At 61.7% G+C, this 17,717-nt stretch carries 17 protein-coding genes; 7 read left to right on the top strand and 10 right to left on the bottom strand.

Features of this window, described 5'->3' with window-relative positions:
* Window positions 1-86 precede the first annotated feature (86 nt).
* Window positions 87-680 carry a CHRD domain-containing protein gene (locus tag VJ651_RS03200; protein WP_324106038.1) on the top strand — a complete coding sequence of 198 codons (594 nt, stop codon included), beginning with the start codon at window positions 87-89 and terminating at the stop codon, window positions 678-680.
* On the opposite strand, the gene VJ651_RS03195 is transcribed toward VJ651_RS03200, so the two are convergent.
* Window positions 681-2,111 (bottom strand): sugar dehydrogenase, encoded by a 1,431-nt coding sequence (locus VJ651_RS03195; protein WP_324106037.1) that lies wholly within the window; start codon window positions 2,109-2,111, stop codon window positions 681-683.
* Window positions 2,112-2,316: 205 nt separating this feature from the next.
* Window positions 2,317-3,780 carry a cardiolipin synthase gene (gene cls, locus VJ651_RS03190; RefSeq protein ID WP_324106036.1) on the bottom strand — a complete coding sequence of 488 codons (1,464 nt, stop codon included), beginning with the start codon at window positions 3,778-3,780 and terminating at the stop codon, window positions 2,317-2,319.
* Window positions 3,781-3,878: 98 nt separating this feature from the next.
* Here cls and VJ651_RS03185 point away from each other — a divergent pair, with 98 nt between their 5' ends.
* Entirely contained in the window at window positions 3,879-4,694 is an 816-nt protein-coding gene (locus VJ651_RS03185) for a DUF429 domain-containing protein (RefSeq protein ID WP_324106035.1), read from the top strand.
* 116 nt (window positions 4,695-4,810) lie between these two features.
* Here the strand turns inward: VJ651_RS03185 and VJ651_RS03180 are convergent, their stop codons facing one another.
* Window positions 4,811-5,062 carry a DUF6139 family protein gene (locus VJ651_RS03180; RefSeq protein ID WP_324106034.1) on the bottom strand — a complete coding sequence of 84 codons (252 nt, stop codon included), beginning with the start codon at window positions 5,060-5,062 and terminating at the stop codon, window positions 4,811-4,813.
* A gap of 323 nt (window positions 5,063-5,385) precedes the next feature.
* Between VJ651_RS03180 and VJ651_RS03175 the strand changes: the two genes are divergently transcribed.
* The 3 genes from VJ651_RS03175 (at window position 5,386) to VJ651_RS03165 (ending at window position 8,148) form a co-directional block, all read left to right on the top strand.
* Window positions 5,386-6,690: a dienelactone hydrolase family protein gene (locus tag VJ651_RS03175; protein ID WP_324106033.1), complete on the top strand. Its 1,305-nt coding sequence runs from the start codon at window positions 5,386-5,388 to the stop codon at window positions 6,688-6,690.
* A 215-nt stretch (window positions 6,691-6,905) separates the two neighbouring features.
* On the top strand, window positions 6,906-7,157 hold the full coding sequence (locus tag VJ651_RS03170) for a hypothetical protein (protein WP_324106032.1): 252 nt from the start codon (window positions 6,906-6,908) through the stop codon (window positions 7,155-7,157).
* 235 nt (window positions 7,158-7,392) lie between these two features.
* Window positions 7,393-8,148 carry a substrate-binding periplasmic protein gene (locus VJ651_RS03165; protein WP_324106031.1) on the top strand — a complete coding sequence of 252 codons (756 nt, stop codon included), beginning with the start codon at window positions 7,393-7,395 and terminating at the stop codon, window positions 8,146-8,148.
* 56 nt (window positions 8,149-8,204) lie between these two features.
* Here VJ651_RS03165 and VJ651_RS03160 read toward each other — a convergent pair whose 3' ends face one another.
* From VJ651_RS03160 to VJ651_RS03140, 5 genes are read right to left on the bottom strand one after another with little or no spacing between them, the layout of a single operon-like run.
* Complete coding sequence (locus VJ651_RS03160; protein WP_324106030.1) at window positions 8,205-9,242, bottom strand: ABC transporter substrate-binding protein; 1,038 nt, start codon at window positions 9,240-9,242, stop codon at window positions 8,205-8,207.
* Window positions 9,239-11,080 (bottom strand): SLC13 family permease, encoded by a 1,842-nt coding sequence (locus VJ651_RS03155; protein ID WP_324106029.1) that lies wholly within the window; start codon window positions 11,078-11,080, stop codon window positions 9,239-9,241. The genes VJ651_RS03160 and VJ651_RS03155 overlap by 4 nt, the downstream gene beginning before the upstream one ends.
* Complete coding sequence (locus tag VJ651_RS03150) at window positions 11,073-12,428, bottom strand: TAXI family TRAP transporter solute-binding subunit (protein ID WP_324106028.1); 1,356 nt, start codon at window positions 12,426-12,428, stop codon at window positions 11,073-11,075. The genes VJ651_RS03155 and VJ651_RS03150 overlap by 8 nt, the downstream gene beginning before the upstream one ends.
* Window positions 12,429-12,470: 42 nt before the next feature.
* The gene (locus VJ651_RS03145) at window positions 12,471-13,307 is read right to left on the bottom strand and encodes a phosphate ABC transporter substrate-binding protein (RefSeq protein ID WP_324106027.1); all 837 of its coding nucleotides are present in this window, start codon (window positions 13,305-13,307) and stop codon (window positions 12,471-12,473) included.
* Window positions 13,308-13,320: 13 nt separating this feature from the next.
* Complete coding sequence (locus VJ651_RS03140; RefSeq protein WP_324106026.1) at window positions 13,321-14,151, bottom strand: phosphate ABC transporter substrate-binding protein; 831 nt, start codon at window positions 14,149-14,151, stop codon at window positions 13,321-13,323.
* Window positions 14,152-14,350: 199 nt separating this feature from the next.
* On the opposite strand from VJ651_RS03140, the gene VJ651_RS03135 reads away from it, so the two are divergent.
* Window positions 14,351-14,884, top strand: coding sequence for a hypothetical protein (locus VJ651_RS03135; RefSeq protein ID WP_324106025.1), 534 nt, complete (start codon window positions 14,351-14,353; stop codon window positions 14,882-14,884).
* Between the two features lie 465 nt (window positions 14,885-15,349).
* Window positions 15,350-16,087 (top strand): YoaK family protein, encoded by a 738-nt coding sequence (locus VJ651_RS03130; protein ID WP_324106024.1) that lies wholly within the window; start codon window positions 15,350-15,352, stop codon window positions 16,085-16,087.
* A gap of 90 nt (window positions 16,088-16,177) precedes the next feature.
* Here the strand turns inward: VJ651_RS03130 and VJ651_RS03125 are convergent, their stop codons facing one another.
* On the bottom strand, window positions 16,178-16,387 hold the full coding sequence (locus VJ651_RS03125; protein WP_324106023.1) for a hypothetical protein: 210 nt from the start codon (window positions 16,385-16,387) through the stop codon (window positions 16,178-16,180).
* Between the two features lie 146 nt (window positions 16,388-16,533).
* On the bottom strand, window positions 16,534-17,430 hold the full coding sequence (locus VJ651_RS03120; protein WP_324106022.1) for a DMT family transporter: 897 nt from the start codon (window positions 17,428-17,430) through the stop codon (window positions 16,534-16,536).
* Window positions 17,431-17,717: the final 287 nt, after the last annotated feature.

Raw genomic sequence — 17,717 nt, 5'->3', positions numbered from 1 at the left:
GCGGGTGCGCGGACCTATGATGAAGATGCGCACTGTCCGCGGGGAATGCGGGCGTGCGCGGGCATTCTTCCCGAAAGGTATCTGCCATGTTCACCGACCGCCTGTCTGCAATACGCACTTGTCTGCTGGGTGTTGTCGCCGCCGTTTTGCTTGCCGCTTGCGGTGGCAGTCCCGGGCCCAGGATACGGGTATTCACAACGACCTTAAGCAGCGCGGAGGAAGTGCCGCGCACGGCCAGCAACGCGATCGGCACGGGCCTCATCACGGTCGACCTCGACACGATGGCAATGACCGCGAGCATCGTCACTTCCGGCAGTGCGGACAGCGGCGCGGCGATCCATGAGGGCGGGTTCGGTGTCAATGGCCCGGTGCTGTTTCCGCTGGCCAGAATCTCGGGCAGTCCGGTGTGGACCGGCGGCGCGATGATCAGCGATGCGCAATTGCGCGCACTGCGCCGCCAGGCCTATTACTTCAATGTGCAGAGCGCCGCATTTCCGGCCGGTGAAATCCGCGGCCAGATCATCGAGCAGCTGCCCTCGTCCGACGAATGGGCGCAGCTGAGCCATGCGCGCCAGCTTTCGCCGCAACTGGATCAGCAATTGTGGCTGCTGGAGCATGCGGATGACTTCCGGGATTGGCGCTTTTCCGGTATCGGGTTGGGATTTACGATTGGTTTTTGATTACGGTTTCGGATACAGCTGATAAATCGCTCCCGCGTAATCATCCGAAATCAGCAGATTGCCTTTGCCATCGGGGATGACGTCGACCGGCCTGCCCCATATTGCACGGCTGTCGGGATCGGTGACGAAGCCGGTGACCAGGTCGATTTCCGCGCCCGCGTTGCCCGCGTCATCAAACGGAAAATAGATGACCTTGTAGCCGGCGCGCAGGCTGGTGCAGTTCCAGCATCCGTGCAGGGCGATCGCCGCGCCCTTGCGATAATCGGCCGGGATATTGCTCGCTTGCAGGAAGCTGAAGCCGAGCGGCGCCGAGTGCGCGCGTATGCCCTTGGATGCGCGGTCGACCGTGGCGCAATTGAAATCGGCGCCGCCCTCGTTCAGTTCGAAATCCGGCAGAACGTCGAGATTCGACATGCTCGCATTCGGGACAGCATTGCAGAACGGCCAGCCGTAGTTGCCGCCGTCGCGTACGAAGGTGAAGGGTTCGGGCGGATTTTCATCGACATACGCCGGCACTATCTCTCCAAGGTCGCTGACCTTATCGCCATTGACGTCGATATCGAGCGGGACGCGGATTTCATCACGATTGTTGACGGCTGCCCACAGCGTGTTGGTACCGGGAATGAAGTCCAGTCCTTCCGCATTGCGCAGTCCGCGCGCAAAAAGCCGCCGGTCCTTGCCATCGGCGCTGTACTGATAGATGGCGCCGCGTACCGGGTCGCTGACGGTATCCGACACGCAGGCGTTGCAGGTGGAAGCGATCGAGACGTACAGCTTGTGGTCAGCCGAGAGAGCGATGTTCTTCAACTCGTGCCCATAACTGCCTTGCAGTTCGGGCGTGGAGTCATCGGGCAGATCGGCGACGACGGTTTCGCGCGCACCGCTTGTGGTCTCGCCGGTCTGATAGACAGAACGCGTGATGCGATTCGATTCCGCGACATACAGATAGATGACGTCGCCGATGCGGTGAAACACCATGCCATGCGGATTGCGCAGACTCGTGGCGTAATCGAAGGTCTGCGGCACGTCGTTCGGGCGTTCGCGCAACAGCACGATCTTGCCCGAACCCGGGATTGATACCAGGATGTCGCCGTTGGGCGCTGATGCCATGAAGCGCGCGCCGCGTACGCGTGCCCACAGGCGGACGCCGAAGCCGGGCGGGACGGTGAGCTTGCGCTCGCGGTCAAAGGGATCGTCCGCGAGTGCTTGCGGCACCTCCAGCACGCGCGTAACGCTTGCTGCGGCAGGTTGCGTGCTGGCCGGAGCCGGAGCCGTTGCCGCGCTGGTGTTCGTTGCATCGCTGCTTGTTGCCCCGCCACCTCCACCGCCGCACGCGGTGGTTGCCATACCTGTCGCCAATGTCAGGGCGAACAGTATTCCCAGCGCGCGCAACTTGTGGCTGCGCAACGCTTCACTGATCGACGATTTCATTTTGCACCAACACCTTAATCCATTGCCCAGTGTGATGCGAAAGTGTCAATTTGGTTCAAGCTTGAGAATGATTGAGATAGCTGCTCGCTACGATTTACATAAATCAATGGCGAGCATCATCTGTTTTCGTCGCGGCACTCTGCGGAACGAAAACCACAGGAACAGCGGTGAGCATTGATCGAATCGATCGACGCGTATCGGCCACTTACAGCCAGTACTGGAACGCACGTGCGGCCCATTCACGCATGCGCTGCATGAAGCCGCGATGGCGCCATTTCTCCGGATCGATTTCCACCGAGTCCTGCAAGTCGCGCACGAACAGGTTTTCCATGCGTTGCGCGAAATCCACGTCCAGCACCACCGCATTGATTTCATCGTTGTGCAGGAAGCTGCGGATATCGAGATTGGTCGATCCGATGGTGGACCACACACCGTCGATCACCGCGGTTTTTGCATGCAACACGTAAGCCTTGCGCTCATACACATGAATACCGGCGGCCAGCAGTTCCTCATAGAAGGAGCGGCCGGCATGCAGGATCATGCCCACGTCGCTCAGGCTGGGGAAGATGATGCGCACGTCCACGCCGCGCCGCGCCGCATCCGTCATCGCCTGCACCACCTGACGGTCGGGCACGAAATAGGCGGTAGTGACGTGGATCGTCTTGTCGGCATTCGCGAAGGCGGAAATATAGGTCTTGTAGATGGCGTAATCCGCCTTGTCCGGCGTGCTGCCGATGGCGCGCACCAGTGCCTTGCCTTCGACTTTCAACGGTGGAAAGTACATGGCGTCGGGCAGGGTCTCGCCGGTTTCGCGCTGCCAGGTGGCGAGGAACAGTTTCTGGAAATCCGCCACCACCGGCCCTTCGATCTGCATGTGGGTGTCGCGCCAGGCATTTTCCTTGGCATCCTTGGGTGGCGGATTGCTGCGCTTGCTTTTGATGAGCGAGCTCTTGCCGTACACCTTGCTGATGTTGACGCCGCCGGTGAAGGCGACGTGACCGTCGACCACCAGCAGCTTGCGATGGTCGCGCTGGTTGATTTCCCAGTCGCCTTTGGCGTTGGCCGGATTGATCGGGTTGTATTCGAGCACGTGGATGCCGGCTTGGCGCATGCGGTCGAAGAATTCGCGCGGCGTGCCGAGTGCGCCGACGCTGTCGTAGATCAGATTGACGGTGACGCCGGCGGCGTGCTTGCGGATCAGCAGATCGGCCAGCGCGCGTCCGACTTCATCGTCTTCAAAGATGTAGGTTTCGAGATTGATGTGATGGCGCGCATTGCGGATCGCTGCCATCATGGCGCGCATCGTGACCGGTCCGTCGGCCAGCAGCGTGACCTTGTTGCCCGCCACCAGCGGCGTGCCGCTGATCGCTTCTTCCGCCGCGACGTGGCGCGACAGGATGTCGGTATGTCCGACCCGATTCTCCATCCGGTCGAGCAGCACTTGCTTCTTCGCATCGGGCAGCTCGCCGCGCACGCTGACAATGGTGGCATCCTGCGTGCCGAGCTGGCGCTCCTGCAGATAGCGGACATCGGGCAGGCTGGCGCATGCCGCCAGCAGCGCGACCACCACCAGCACGCGAAACCATGCGCCGCGTTTCGGGCGGTCCGCGCTTTCATGCAAACGGTCCATCGCTGCACCAACCTTCCACTTGTTATTGGTATCCACCATTGGAATCCGTTTGCCGCGAGATAATTCCTGAAAAAATAAAGCTGCACGAAAAGAGTTGCCGAACGGAGTTGCAGGGCGCGCACGTTAAACTTGTCGGCATGAACATCATCGGTGTCGATTTCACTTCCGCGCCTCGCCGCGCCAAACCCATCGCCGTCGCCCACGGCAGCAGCGCGGGCGATGTGCTGCGCATCGACAAGATCGTCGCGCATGCCGACTGGGACTCGTATGAAGCATGGCTGGCGCAACCGGGGCCGTGGATCGGCGCTTTCGATTTCCCATTCGGCCTGTCGCGCGAACTGGTGGAGCATCTTGGCTGGCCGCTGAGCTGGGCAGAGCTTGTCACGCATTGCGCCGCGATATCGCGTGCGGAATTGCGGACGGTCTTCAAGGCATTCTGTGACGCGCGTCCGGTCGGCAACAAGTTCGCGCATCGCGTGACGGATGGGCCGGCCGGCTCCAGCCCGTCAATGAAGTGGGTCAATCCGCCGGTGGCGTATATGTTTCATGAAGGAACGCGGCGTTTGCTGCGCGCCGGCGTGACCGTGTTCGGCCTGCATGAGGGTGATCCACAACGCATTGCGCTGGAAGGCTATCCGGGTCTGGTGGCACGCGCAGTCACGCGTGCTTCCTACAAGAGTGACGAGCGAGCCAGGCAAACGCCGGAGCGTCGCGCCGCGCGAGAAGCCATCATCAAGGCATTGGAAGAGGGTGCCCATCCCTTGGGCGTCATCCTGCAACTGAAGAAGTCCTTGCGGCGAACGCTGCTGGACGATGGCACTGCCGATTGGCTGGACGCAGTCTTGTGCGCGGTGGCCGCAACATGGGCCGCGCGCAGGCCGCATTACGGCTTGCCTTTGGAGATCGATCCGGTAGAGGGGTGGACGGCGGGAGCCGCGCATGAAGGCTTGTGATAGCGATGCGTGCCGCCTTGTCGTTTCAATGGATGAAAGCTGGCACGGCGACCAGAACTGGTGCCGTGCGCATGTGAGACGCCCTGCGCCGGCCGCTGGAGCGGGCCGGCATGTCATCAAATATTCGGACCGATCCGAATCTTGTTATTCACGCTCGATATCGCGTAACCCTTTGCGCTGATCTGCTGTAGCGCGTCGTCCGCCGACAGGCCATGCACCGGCTCGTTGTTTTCGTCGAGGTCGATATTGTGCTCGGCTGTTTCCCAATCGGTATTGGTTGCCTCCTCCGGTATCGGTCGTCCTTCGGGCACTGCCAGATAAGAAAACCTGCCGCCGCGGTCAGGGCGTTTGTACACATCAACTTTCATAGTGACATCCTTTTAAGAACGGGTGTGAGCTATTGACTCCTCGCCATCACAAAGGTTGCGCGTTACCGCAAATAAAGTGTAGTGCATGCCAGACATCGCGTCAGCACTATTGCTTAACGTTAGAGCAACAAGCGTGCATAAAACGTTCGGACTTGCAACAAATTCGTAAAAAAATGTTTCCGAGTTGCATAAACGCATATTGAGTCCTGGAAAACCGGTATTTAGAATGGGCAACACTTGTGCTGCATCAAGAATTTTGAAGCAGCACGCCGGCGGTTCGCCAAGCGGGCCGGTGTGTTCAACATTCGACGTGTATCGGATCTATGACAGGCTTATTTGTACAGAAACCCCACGCGAAGAAAACCTGGACCCGATCCGTTGTTCTGGGCATTCTGATTTTCGCTTCAAGCTTGCTGGCCAGCACCACTCCCGCCGAAGCCGTCGTGCTCGACGCCGCTCTCAACGAGCAAGTCGTCATGATCCCCGTTGTTTCCGGCGGCGCGACGGTCGAACTGGAAACCACGATTTTCAAACCGCCGGGCAATGGCCCGTTCCCGCTGGTGATCATGAATCACGGCAAGGCGCTCGGCAATCCGCATTCACAACATCGTGACCGCTTCGTCGTGCTGAGCCGCGAATTCGTCAAGCGCGGTTACGCCGTCGTCGTTCCGATGCGCAAAGGCTTTTCGAAGTCGACCGGCGAGTATATCGATCCGGGTTGCGACATGACCGCGCACGGCCAGACCCAGGCCGACGACCTGCAGGGCACGCTGGAATACCTGCGTGCGCAAAGCTGGGTGGACCGCGAACACATCGTTGTCGCCGGCCAGTCGTATGGCGGCTTGACTGCGCTCGCTTTCGGCACGCGCCAGTTTCCCGGCGTGCGCGGCCTGATCAATTTCGCGGGCGGCCTCAAGATGCACGGCGGCGATTGCCGTTGGCAGCAGTCGCTGGTGCAGGCATTCGCGACCTACGGCGCGAAAACCACGCTGCCGAGCATCTGGTTCTATGGCGAGAACGATCATCACTTCGGCCCGGATCTGGCAGCGCGCCTTTTTAGCGCCTACAACCAGGCCGGCGGCCGAGCCAAACTGGTGGCCTATGGCCCCTTCAAGAAGGATGCGCACGGCATGAGCGCAAGCCGCGACGGCGTCAAGATCTGGTGGCCGGAGACGGAGAAATTCCTCAAGGAACTCGGCATGCCGACGCAGCAGGTGCTCGCGCTGGATGACGAAATCAAGGTGCCCGCGCATGAATACGCCGCCATCGACAATGTCGAGGCGATTCCCTTCCTGAAGTCCGGCGCACGCGAGCAGTATCGCGTCTTTCTCGGCAAATCTTATCCGCGTGCCTTCGCGGTTTCGCCGACCGGTGCATGGAGCTGGGCCGAGGATGGTGATGATCCGGTAGAGCAGGCGCTCTCCGATTGCCAGATGCACAGCAATGTCCCGTGCAAGCTGTATGCGGTCGATAACCATGTTGTGTGGACCGACGAGCAGAATCCGGTCATGGCCACCGCCGCAAGTCCGGCCGTGACCAGCGTTCCCGATCAGCCTGCGCCCGCCGCCGCTGCGATCACCGCGGCAGCGCCGACCACCGCCACGACCGCTGCGGTTGCCGGCCCCTGACTTCGCGGCATGGTCATCCCGCGGCCGCGAGGATGACCATGCCCCACCAATGTTTTTTACGCAACTCGCCTCGATGGCGAAGCCTGCGAACCGGTCCATCCCGCTTGCCAGGAATAAAACGTCCTGTCGCAAGTACTTCCACTCGCCAAGCAAATACGCGCTGCGAGCTTGCCGGATGGATCGCTTCGCCACACCATGCAGTCAAGGAGTATTCGATGACCAAGCAATCTGATCCGATCCCGCCCACTCCCAGGAAGCCGAATCTCCTGACGCTATTCGCCAGAAATTATTCCGGACCGATAACCGGCGTTGCACTGTCCGCGCTGAGCGCCTGGATGATCGTCACGGGTCTGAAAGGCCTCGCGGGCTTCGAAGTCACGCAGCAGAGCGCGCTCGCCGATCTGCTCGGCATTGTGATCATCATCGGCATCGCACGCTGGCTGAAGATCAGATTCAATGTGAAATAGGCTCTCCCGCGGCCTTTCCGCCAAACCCGCTTCCGGTGGACGGAATCGGGTCTACACTGGCAGAGAGAGGCTGCGGAAATCCGCTCACGCATGCGCGCTCCCGCACAGTTCCCGGCAGCCGCAAGCGGTTGCTGTCGCTCGCACACGTATGGCCGTTCGCAATTTGACTGGACAAGGATATTGAAGCCGATTCATTGATACCGTCCCGCGCTGTTTGCTTTCACCGGAGGGCAACATGTCGACGATCTTTCGTACAAGACATCTGGCGTGCGCCTTGGGCGCGCTGTTGCTGAGCGGTGCTGCCTGCGCGGCCGAACTGGTCGCGTTGACCGAAGACCTGCCGCCGCTGAATTACAAGGAAGGCGGCGTCGTCACCGGCTACTCGACCGAGTTGCTCAAGGCAATGGCCAGGGAGTCGGGCTTCGATCTGTCAGTCACCATGCTGCCGTGGCCGCGCGCCTATCGCACCACGCTCGCGCGTCCCGACACGATTCTCTACAGCCTGGTGAAGACCGAGGAACGCGATCCGTTGTTTGCCTGGATCGGACCGATCAGCCCGCGCAAGATATTCCTGTTCCGCCTGAAACAGCGCAAGGACGTGCACGTCGCCACCCTTGCCGATGCCCGCAAATACCGTATCGGCGCCGTCTACGAAATGGCAGCCACCACGACGCTGATGCGACACGGGTTCAGCTTCCGGAAGGAACTGGATGGTGCGCAGAATGACGAAAGCAACATCAAGAAGCTGTTTGCGGGGCGGGTCGACCTGATCCTCGCGCTCGACTGGTCCGCGTATTACTACGCGAAGAAGTACGGCCGCAAGCCCGCCGAGCTGGTACCGGAAATACTGGTCGACGACAGCCACGCCTACTACTTCGGCATGCGCAAGGATAGCGATCCGGCGATTGTCAGGCGGTTGTCCGACGCGCTGGAGAAAGTGCGCGCCGACGGATTGACCGAAAAGCTTCGGAAGAAATACATGGGGAAGTGATGCGGCAATCGCATAACCGCGACAACGGAACGAGCGCGCAAGCCGCTTCAGCCCCGTCAGGGAATGTACTTGTCACCTGTGCGCGCCGCCGCTTCATACACCTTTGGCAGCACGAAACCACGCGCCTTCATCTTCGATCCGTTCATCGTCACGATGAACTGGCTGGACGTGGCAACAGGAATGACGGACGGCGCCTTGCCTTCCAGTGCAATCTGTATCGCCATGGTCGCCGCCACTTCACCTTGCTCATAGGGTGAAGTGCCGATCGCCAGCATGCCGCCTTCCTCGGTGAAGAAACCGTTGCCGGAAATGACCGGCACGCGTGCATGCCGTTCGGTCCACTCCACCACTTCATGCGCCGGCACCAGCGATTTGTCGCTGGCCGAACGCGCCAGCCGCCGATAACCGGTAAGCAGGATGACATCGGCCCGCGTGCCCAGTGTTTCCACCTGCGTCTGCCATTCCGGCCAAGTGGCGACGCGAGCGGTGTCGGTGAGTTGCACCGGCGCCCAGGCAAAGCCCTTCACCTGGCGCGCGTCGCCGCTGACGCTCTCCGACTTGTCGCCAAGGTACGCCAGCCGCACCGGCCGGCCGAGCGCCTTGAAATTGTCGGCGATGAGCAGCGTCTCGCGGATCGCGCCCAGCGGCAGGCGTTCCAGCACGCCCGTCACATTGTTCGCGCGGTCGAAGCCGTAGTCGCTGGTGTCGTTGTTGACGCCGGCGAACACGATCCTGATTTTCGGGTCGTTGAGGAAATAGCGCGTCACATATTGCTGCGCGTCGTCGTCCACAGCGATGATCACATCCGGTTGCATGTTTTCGATCACGCGACGCGCGGCAACGCCTGCGCTGGTACGGTACTCCGGCCACGGATGGCGCTTGGTATCCATGTAATACCAGCGCAACCGATAGTCATGCTTGCTGTCGAGTACACGCTCCAGTCCCGCCGTGACATCGCGCGTCCACGCGTAGCTCTTGTCATAGCTGTGCAGCACCAGGATGCGCGGCTTGGACATGTTGAACCATCCGAACAGCGCCAGCGAGGCTGCCAGGAACAAGCCGATCAGCAGGTTTTCGGGCTTGAAATTCTTCATAGCAGACCAAGCATTTTCCAGTAAGGGAGCGATACGTACACTGCCGCCAGCCGGGCGAAATTCATCAGTGCGTTAAAGCGCAGGAAGGCGCGTTCGTCATACATCGCTTGCTGCCGGTTGGCCTCCTGCAGTTGCAGGTAGTAGGAGCACTGGTAGGGGAAGAACCAGGTTTCGGCGAACAGCAGGATGATGAAACCCACCACCCAGGGATTGACGCCGCCGATATCCGCCAGCGGCATGAGGATCGCCGCCAGTATCACGACCGTGGCATTGATCGGCACCACCAGCCGCACCAGGTTGACCAGGCCGAACAGCAGCAGCACGAACACCCCGAAGCTGCCGCGCATGGTAGCGCCCAGCCCCGGCAGCGCCGCCCCAAGCGCCTTGTCGAGACCGAGATAATCGAACGCGGCGACGATGCCGGTGATGCCGCTCAGGTAGAGCAGAAAGGTCCAGTCGACCTTTTCCTTCAATTCCTGCTTGCGCAGCACGCCGCACAGCAGCAGCCCGAACAGCATCGCAAAGCCGAGCCAGGGCGGCTGCACCTTGTGGATCGAACTGGTGACGATGCCCACGATCATGAAGCCGACGCCGGCCAGCGCCGCCCATTCGCGCGTCTTCATCGGGCCCAGCAGCTTCAGCTGCGCCTGCACGCGCTCCTTCGGCAGTTGCGGCACTTCGCCGTTGCGGAACCAGATGGCGACCGCTACTGCATTGAGCGCCAGCAGCGCCGCTCCCGCCACGCTCGCGGTGAGCAGCCAGGTCAGCCACTGGAAATGATCCTGCCCTTGCGGTGGCAACAATCCGAACACCGCGAAGTTGACCGACTTGCTGGTGATGACCATCGCGGAAAACAGGCTGATGCCGCCGAAGCAGGCGATTGCCAGTCGTGTCGCCGCCGCGCCCTGAGGTTTGAGGTACAGGCTCTCCACCATGTCGGCGTAAAACGGCGCCACCAGCGCGACGCGGCCGTTCGCGGTCGGGATCACGGGCGTCAGGAAGCTGCCGGTGATGAACAGTCCGGCAAAGTGCCAGAACTGGGTATTGGGCAGGCGCAGCAGCAGCGTCAGCATCACGCGATAACTCAGCCCCGAGCTGACCACCACGGTGCCCAGCGCCAGCGTGCTGAGCGCCATCATGAATCCGTCCGACGCAAAGCCGGACAGGATCACCGGCGCCGGCACCAGCCCCGTCACCAGGGTGGCCAGCAGTGCAAACAGGCCCGGAATGTAGTCGTCGACCAGATTGAACACCCACATCGACACCGTGGCCGAAAAGATCGCGGTGAAGGTGAGCGCGTTGCGATCCAGTCCGAAGCGTCCGCCATACAACAGCACCAGCAGCGGCAGCAGCAGGGTCAGCAGCCATCCGGCGACTGGCGCCCATCCGCGTGCTGCCGGTCTGGCCGCGGCTTGCGCACTGTGGCGCTGCAGTCGTTCTCCCGCGAGATGGCTGGCCAGCGAGAGCAGCAAATCGGTCTTGAGTGCCGGATTGGCCGCCACCAGTGCCGTCATCGCGCCGCGCGGAATGCTCAGGACGTGCACCGGTGCCAGCGCGACAGCATCGGTCAGGTAGTGGCTCGCGTCGGACGCGGCTTCTTCGCCGAAGCGTCGGTGCATCAAGCCCGACTCGCGCCCCTCGGGGGACACCAGCTTCACCGCGCCGTCGGCCAGCAGATAGAAATGATCGGCCGCATCGCCGGCGCGATAGATGGTTTCGCCGGTGGCGAATCGCCGCGCCGCAAGCTGCGGCAACAGCCGTGCCAGGCTCTGGTAGTTGCTTCGGCTGAAAACCTCGTCGCGCAGCAGGATATCGATGGTGTCGGTAGTGTCAGCCATGTGCATCCGTCATGAGCGGATCGCGCGCGATCGTGGCGCGCGCATCAGCGATCGCCAGCAGTACGCTGTGCGGAAGCTGTGGGTTGTCGAGATTGGCATTGGCCATGCGGGACAAGGTCTGCGCCTTGATGCCGGCCAGCCGTGTCTGCAGGTCGCTGATGGCCTCCGGTGTTGCGGCACCACGCGCGCTCAGTTCCTCGTATTCCTTCTCCAGGGCCGCCACCTGGCCGATATAACCGAGGAAGGCTTCGTCATCCTTCTCCGGTTCCGCCTCGGGCGGCACGCCCAGGAACCACTTGACCGCGACCAGTACCGTGGACGCGACCGACAGCAACAGGCCGAACAAGGCTTGCAGGCGGTCCAGCGTTTCGGAGGAGAAGGGCGGGTTCTTGCGAGCCATGAACATCTTGGTGCCTTCCGACAGTTCGAATCCGGAAGGCACGGTCAGCAGGCTTTCGTCCATCTTCATTTTCAGCCGCACTTCCAGCGCCGGGCTGAACAGGCTGTCGAGGATCTTGAAAATGGCGCGCGGATCGACCTTGTCATTGGCAACCAGGTGCAGGTTGACGCCGATGGTCTTGATGTCCTTCGGCGGCACCGGCGGACTTACGTTGTACATGTAGGCCAGGATTCGACTGTCGGCGACCCAGCCCAGACGCAGCGCCAGCGACGCCGGAAACGGAATTTCGAGCAGCCTGAAGCCGCGCTGCTTGATCAGGAAGTCGGCCACGTCGGACGGGGCGAACGAGGTGATCACGATGGCGTCGGGCAGCTTCTCCGCGCGCATCGTCAGCAGGTCTTCCGACGGAATGTTGGATTCCACGTAGTCGATGCCTTCGCTCAGGCCGGAGAATTCCAGCACTTGCCGGGTGATCACGCGCGTACCTCCCCGCTTGCTGCCGAGATTGACCAGTTTGCCGCGCAAGTCGCCGATATCCTTGATCTCCGGCCGCACCAGCACATGCAGCAATTCCGGCGCGACGGTGGCCACATGCGTCACGTGCGCATAATTGTTTTCGAGCCCGCCCTGGATTAATGCGAGGTCGAGCTTGCCCGCGTCCACCAGCGCCAGCGCCTCCTGCGACCCGGCGATCGGGTGCACATCGAGCGATACGCCATGGCTTGCGGCCTCTTCCTGCAGGCTCTTCGCCAGATAGTGGCGGTTGCTCACAATGTCGCCGCCGCTGATCGTCAGCGCGTAGCGGCGTGGCATCACGTCGTAGGCAAAATAGGCGGCCACGCACAGCAGCGCCAGCAGCAGGCACACGGCGAGCAGCTTGCGCACGATGGCATTGCGCTGCAGCCGCGCCAGGAACCTGGATAGTATCTTCTCCGCTTCATTTGCCATGGGCAGGTCTTTCGTGTGTTGGTTCGGTGGCAGTTCAGCGGTTCAGCGGACCGGCACCAGGCCTTGTTGCGCGACGATCTTCTGTCCCGCTGCGCTGCGCGCGAAAGCGACGAACTCGGCGGCCACCGGATGCCGCTCGCCGTACAGCACCATGTGCAGCGACTGCGTATAGGGGTAGCGTCCCGACAGCACCGATTCCCGCGTGGCGATCACGCCGTCGACGCCGAGCTGCACGATGCCGGAAACATCGTTGCGGTCCTTCAGCGACAGGTAGCCGACCGCGTACGGATCGGCGGCCACCTGTTCGGACAGCTGGCGCGAAGTCTCCACGTCGCGCGCGTTCACCGCGATATCGTCGCCGCCCAGCACCACCTCCTCGACGAACTGGCGCGAGGTCGAGCCGCGCGTGCGCGAGATCAGCCGCACCGTCGCGTCAGGGCCGCCGAGCTGTTTCCAATTGGTGATGGCCCCGGTCAGCAAGGCACGCACCTGCTCGCGTGAAAGCGAGGAGAGCGGCGACCTGGCGTTGACGATGATGGCAATGTTGTTGCGTGCGATCAGGAAATTGCGGGTCAGCAGGTCGTCTTCAGCTACCGACAGATCGCGCTCCAGGGCCGCCACGTCGAGTGCGCCGCGCTTGAGCGCAATCAGCGCCGGCAGCGATCCGCCTTTTTCCACCACCGCGTCGACCAGCGGGTGCTGTGTCGAGAACGCCGCGACCAGCGCGAGATTCAGGTTGAACATGGTCGGCGAACCCGCGATCAGAAGCGGCGTACGCTCGGCCTTGACGCTGAAAGACCACGGAAAGACGCCGGCATGCGCGCTGCTGTTGCCGAGCAGGGATGCGCATGCCGCGCCCAGGAAATTGCGTCGTTTCACTTGCGCTCCTCCCTCAATCCACCGATTCCACGGTGACGATGCCCGCAAAGCGGTTGCGTTTGCGCGGCCTGGAAAAGTACCTGACGAAGTCGCGCGCGGCGGCTGAGGCGTGCTCGCGCATGACCAGCGTCAGCGGGGAGCGCAATGGGTAGCGCCCGTCGAGCACGGTTTCGGTGGTCGCGGAGATGCCATTGATGTTGAGCCGCTTGACGCTGGGATTCGTTCCGCCGAAGGCCACGAAGCTGATGGCCAGCGGGTCGGCGGCCACGCGCCGGACCCGTTCATCGGTGGCGAGCACGATGCCTTTTGCGGTGTAGGTGCCGTCGTCGCCGATGATCGCTTCCTTCCACGCCTCGGTAATGCCGCCCGAGGGCGGGCCGACATACACCTTGATCGGCGCGTTCCTGCCGCCGACATCCTTCCAGTTGCTGATGCGGCCGGTGAAGATGTGTTTCAGCTGGTTGGTGTCCAGGCTGCCGAGTGGATTGGAGAGATGAACGATAGGCACCAGTGCGTTGTAGGCCGCGGTGACGCTCGCCAGCTTGATGCCGCGCCGCTGCATTTCGCGTTCCAGTTCCGGCGGCATGGGGCCGCTGACCAGGCCGACGTCGGCCGTGCCGTCCAGCACGGCCTTGTAGCCGCGCGCGGTGCCGCCGGCGCTCACGGCGATGGTGCTGCCGGGATGTTCCGCCATGTAGGATTCGGCGATGCGCTGCGCCATCGGCAGCAAGGTGGTGGAGCCGCGCACCTGAACCGCCGGCGCGGCGCCATCCGCCGCGTTGGCGACGGACGCAAACCAGAATGCGCCGACGAACAGCGCGGCGCCAGACAGATACTTTGACATGTCCCCCAACCCTCGCCTTCGGCGATTGTAAAATTGTTGCAAGATTGTAATGGTTGCGGACCACTTGGTAAACGAAGGATTTGCCGTTTGGCATGCAGTCCAGCCGCCAGCAGGTTTGCGTACTCTCAAGCGCCCGCCGAACGAGTCTGGTAAATCTTGCGGTTCATCTCCCTTTTCGGCCTGTCTGCCGTCGATCACCATGCGAATGCTCTCCCTGCTTGCGCTCTTCATGCTCGTTCCCGCCACCTTCGCCTTGGCGGAAGAGGCCGACTTCAGCGGCGCGTGGGTCGCCTGGATATGCCCCGCCGGCGTGCAGCGCGCATCGGGAAAGTGTTCGAATTTCACGCTCGAACTGCATCAGCAAGGCGACAAGCTGTGCGGCTCGCATTTCTTCGCGACCGCCGGTGCGGCCGAAATCGATGAAGGCGCCGCGCCCTCGCTCATGGGCGACATCGCCGACGGCAAGGCGAATCTGATCGCGGTCAGCAGCCGCGCCTCGCCGCCGGTGCGGCTGCGGGTGGAAATCAGGAAGCACAACGATAGCCTGCAATGGCAGCGCCTCGATGATCCCGTCGGCAATTACCTGCTGCCAATGCAGGCGCGGCTGACGAAGTCGAGGAGCAAGACTCTGTTCGCGCCCATCTTTGCGCATGAACTCAAAGCCGCGTGCCTGTCGGCCTTCACCATGGTCGACAACGGCCGGGCGAGAGAAGCGGAGCCGAAAAAGCAGTAGGCCTCCCCGGTGCTGACTGCCGCATGCCGAAAACACAAGCGCCGCAAGTCCCGGCGCGGGTTCGCCGGCCGCATGCCGCGTTTTCGGCCTGTTTTTCTGACCATGCCGCTGAATCTTCTTAGATAGAGCGCACGACTTTCCGGATTTTCTATTGCGGGAGGACTGTTACATTTCTTGCGTGGTCATTTTGCCCACAGCGAGCCGAAGCTGCGCACCCACCGTGGACCGGCCCGATGCAAGATGCAGTCTCTCCTCAGTGTCTCCTGAGGTTTGGAGTGGAGATATACGGTGACAATGCAGTCTCCACTCCATTTTTTCGGCGACAGCGCAAGGCCGGCATGCTCATCGGCGGGTGCGACGAATGCGGCTAAAGTCGGCAGAGAGTGGTACGCTTACACTTTTGTCGCCTCTGGGAAACAGCCTGCCGGGGTGTGACAATGCTCTTGCATCCGCGTCAGCCCCCACATGCCGATCAATTATCTTGCTTCCTTAACCGCTCCCGAACGTTCCGCGCGCGCCAACCTGCATCTCGGGGTCTCGCTTGCGTTTGTGGCGGGCGCCCTCAACGCCGGCGGCTTCCTCGCCATCGGCCAGTACACCTCGCACATGACGGGGATGCTGTCCACCGCCGCCGATTTTTTCGTGCTCGGCAATCTCGAGGTGGTGGGCACGGCTTTCCTGTCCGTGCTGTCGTTCGCCGGCGGCGCGGCGTCGACCGCCATCATGGTGAATTATTCAAAACGCAACACCGATCGCAATATCTACATGCCGCCGTTGCTGGTGGAAGCCGTGCTCCTGCTGGTGTTCGGGCTGATGGGCGCGAATCTGCAGATGCACGAATTCATCAACCTGTCGCTGACGGCCGTGCTGCTGTGCTATGTGATGGGACTGCAGAACGCCCTGGTGACGAAGATTTCGAATGCAGAGATCCGTACCACCCATGTGACGGGGCTGGTCACCGATATCGGCATCGAACTGGGCAAGCTGTTTTACTGGAACCGGCACGACAGCGATGCCAGGGAGTTCTACGTCCTGGCCAACCGCACCAAGCTGCGCGTGCATCTGATGCTGGTGACGTCCTTCTTTTGCGGCGGCGTGGTCGGCGCGATGGGCTTCAAGCATATCGGTTTTGCCACCACCATTCCGCTGGCCATCGGGCTGGTGCTGATGTCGTTCGCATCGATGTTCAAGCCGAACGACTGAACCTCGGGCAAAGGGATCTGCGGCGGGCTGGCCTGCCGCCATGCTCGCCTTTCGCGGGAATGCCGGTATGAGACCTTGCCGGGGAAGGGGTTACTCCGGCGTTGCGCTCAGCGCGTCTTCAAGCTCGGCGGCATGCCAGGTCTTTTCTTCCGGGCGCCTGAATGCGCACTCCAGTATCGTGCAGTGACGATACATCTGAAAAAGCTTGCGCTCGGCGTCAGCCCGGTCGCGCCCGCCGATGATGATGTTGCTCACCCGCTGGCCCATCCGGTTCTTGACCGAGAAATTGAACTTCAACATTCTCCCCCCTCCCTGTACTTCTTGGAATTGTTGTCACTTTATAGGAGACATTACAAAGCTTGTCAAAGCGGATCAGGTGGGGAAAACGGGCCTTATTCACACTTCCTTACAACTCTTACGCCTGTGAACGGAAATTGGTTACAGGTTCAGGCCTTGCTGAGGATCGCGGCCTTCCATTTGTCGACCAGGCCGAGCGCCAGCGCGGTCGCGCACAACACGATGGCAATGCCGACGACGGTGCCGGGGGTGACCGGCTCGTTCAGGAACAGCCAGGCCCATATCGAGGCGGTGGCCGGCACCAGGAAGGTCACCGTAATCGCCTTGCTCGATCCTTCGGTGGCGATCAGGTGGAAGAAGATCGCATAGGCCAGGCCGGTGCAGAAGATGCCGAGCACGGCGACGGCCAGCAGGACCGTTCCCGTCGCCGCCGCTGCCGCGTGCGGCACGCCGGGCAGGGCAAACGGCAGCAGCGCCAGGCCCGCCGTCAACTGGCTGCCGGTGGCCGTCGCCAGCGAGGGCAGATCGGACGCTTTCATGCGGGTGTAGGTGGCGGCGAAGCCATAGCAGACTGCCGCCGCCATGCCGGCCAGCACGCCGAGCACCACATTGAGCGTCACGGCGGTTGGTCCGACGCCGACCAGCACTGCCACCCCGGCCAGGCCCAGTACGCAGGCCGCCACGCGTGTCGCGGTCAGGCGTTCCGCCAGCAGCAGGATGCCGAACACGCCGGTGAAGATCGGCGCCAGCGAATTCATGGTCGCCATGTAGGAAGAGGGAATGTACAGCGCGGACCATGCAAACAAGGCAAACGGAATCGCCGTATTGAACAGGCCGATGATCAGGTAGGTGAAGGCATTGCGGCGCCACGCGAAGTCGATGTCGCGCGAGCGGGCGAACAGATACAGCGCGGCGCCGCCCAGCAGCACGCGGCCGAGCGTGGTCAGCATGGGGCCGAGTACCGGTGCGGCTATGCGCATGAGCATGAAGCTCGTGCCCCAGATGGCGCCGAGCAGAAAGAGTCTTATCAGATTGGAGGTGGACATGGGAGCGATGTGCTTGTTGTCATCGAGTCAAGCTCTTGTGGTGCTCGCAGGATGGCAAACAGGGAAGGATTTTTTCCAATCCTCCATTCTATGTGTGCAGGTGACGAAAAGCTAACGAGATTTATTGGCATGGCCTGTGAGGAAAACTCACAAAACAAAAATGCCGCATGCACCCCGTGCCTCGCAATGGATTGCATGCCTTCGCATCATGGCGGCATGCGACGCAGGCAGCCCTCATGCGAAAGAGAATCAGGTCGAATACACTGGCGGGCTGGTTCTGTTTTAAA

Origin of the sequence: Noviherbaspirillum sp. (assembly GCF_035254865.1) — a bacterium.
Taxonomy (GTDB): Bacteria; Pseudomonadota; Gammaproteobacteria; order Burkholderiales; family Burkholderiaceae_D; genus Noviherbaspirillum.
This window is presented reverse-complemented; position numbering and strand designations above follow the sequence as displayed.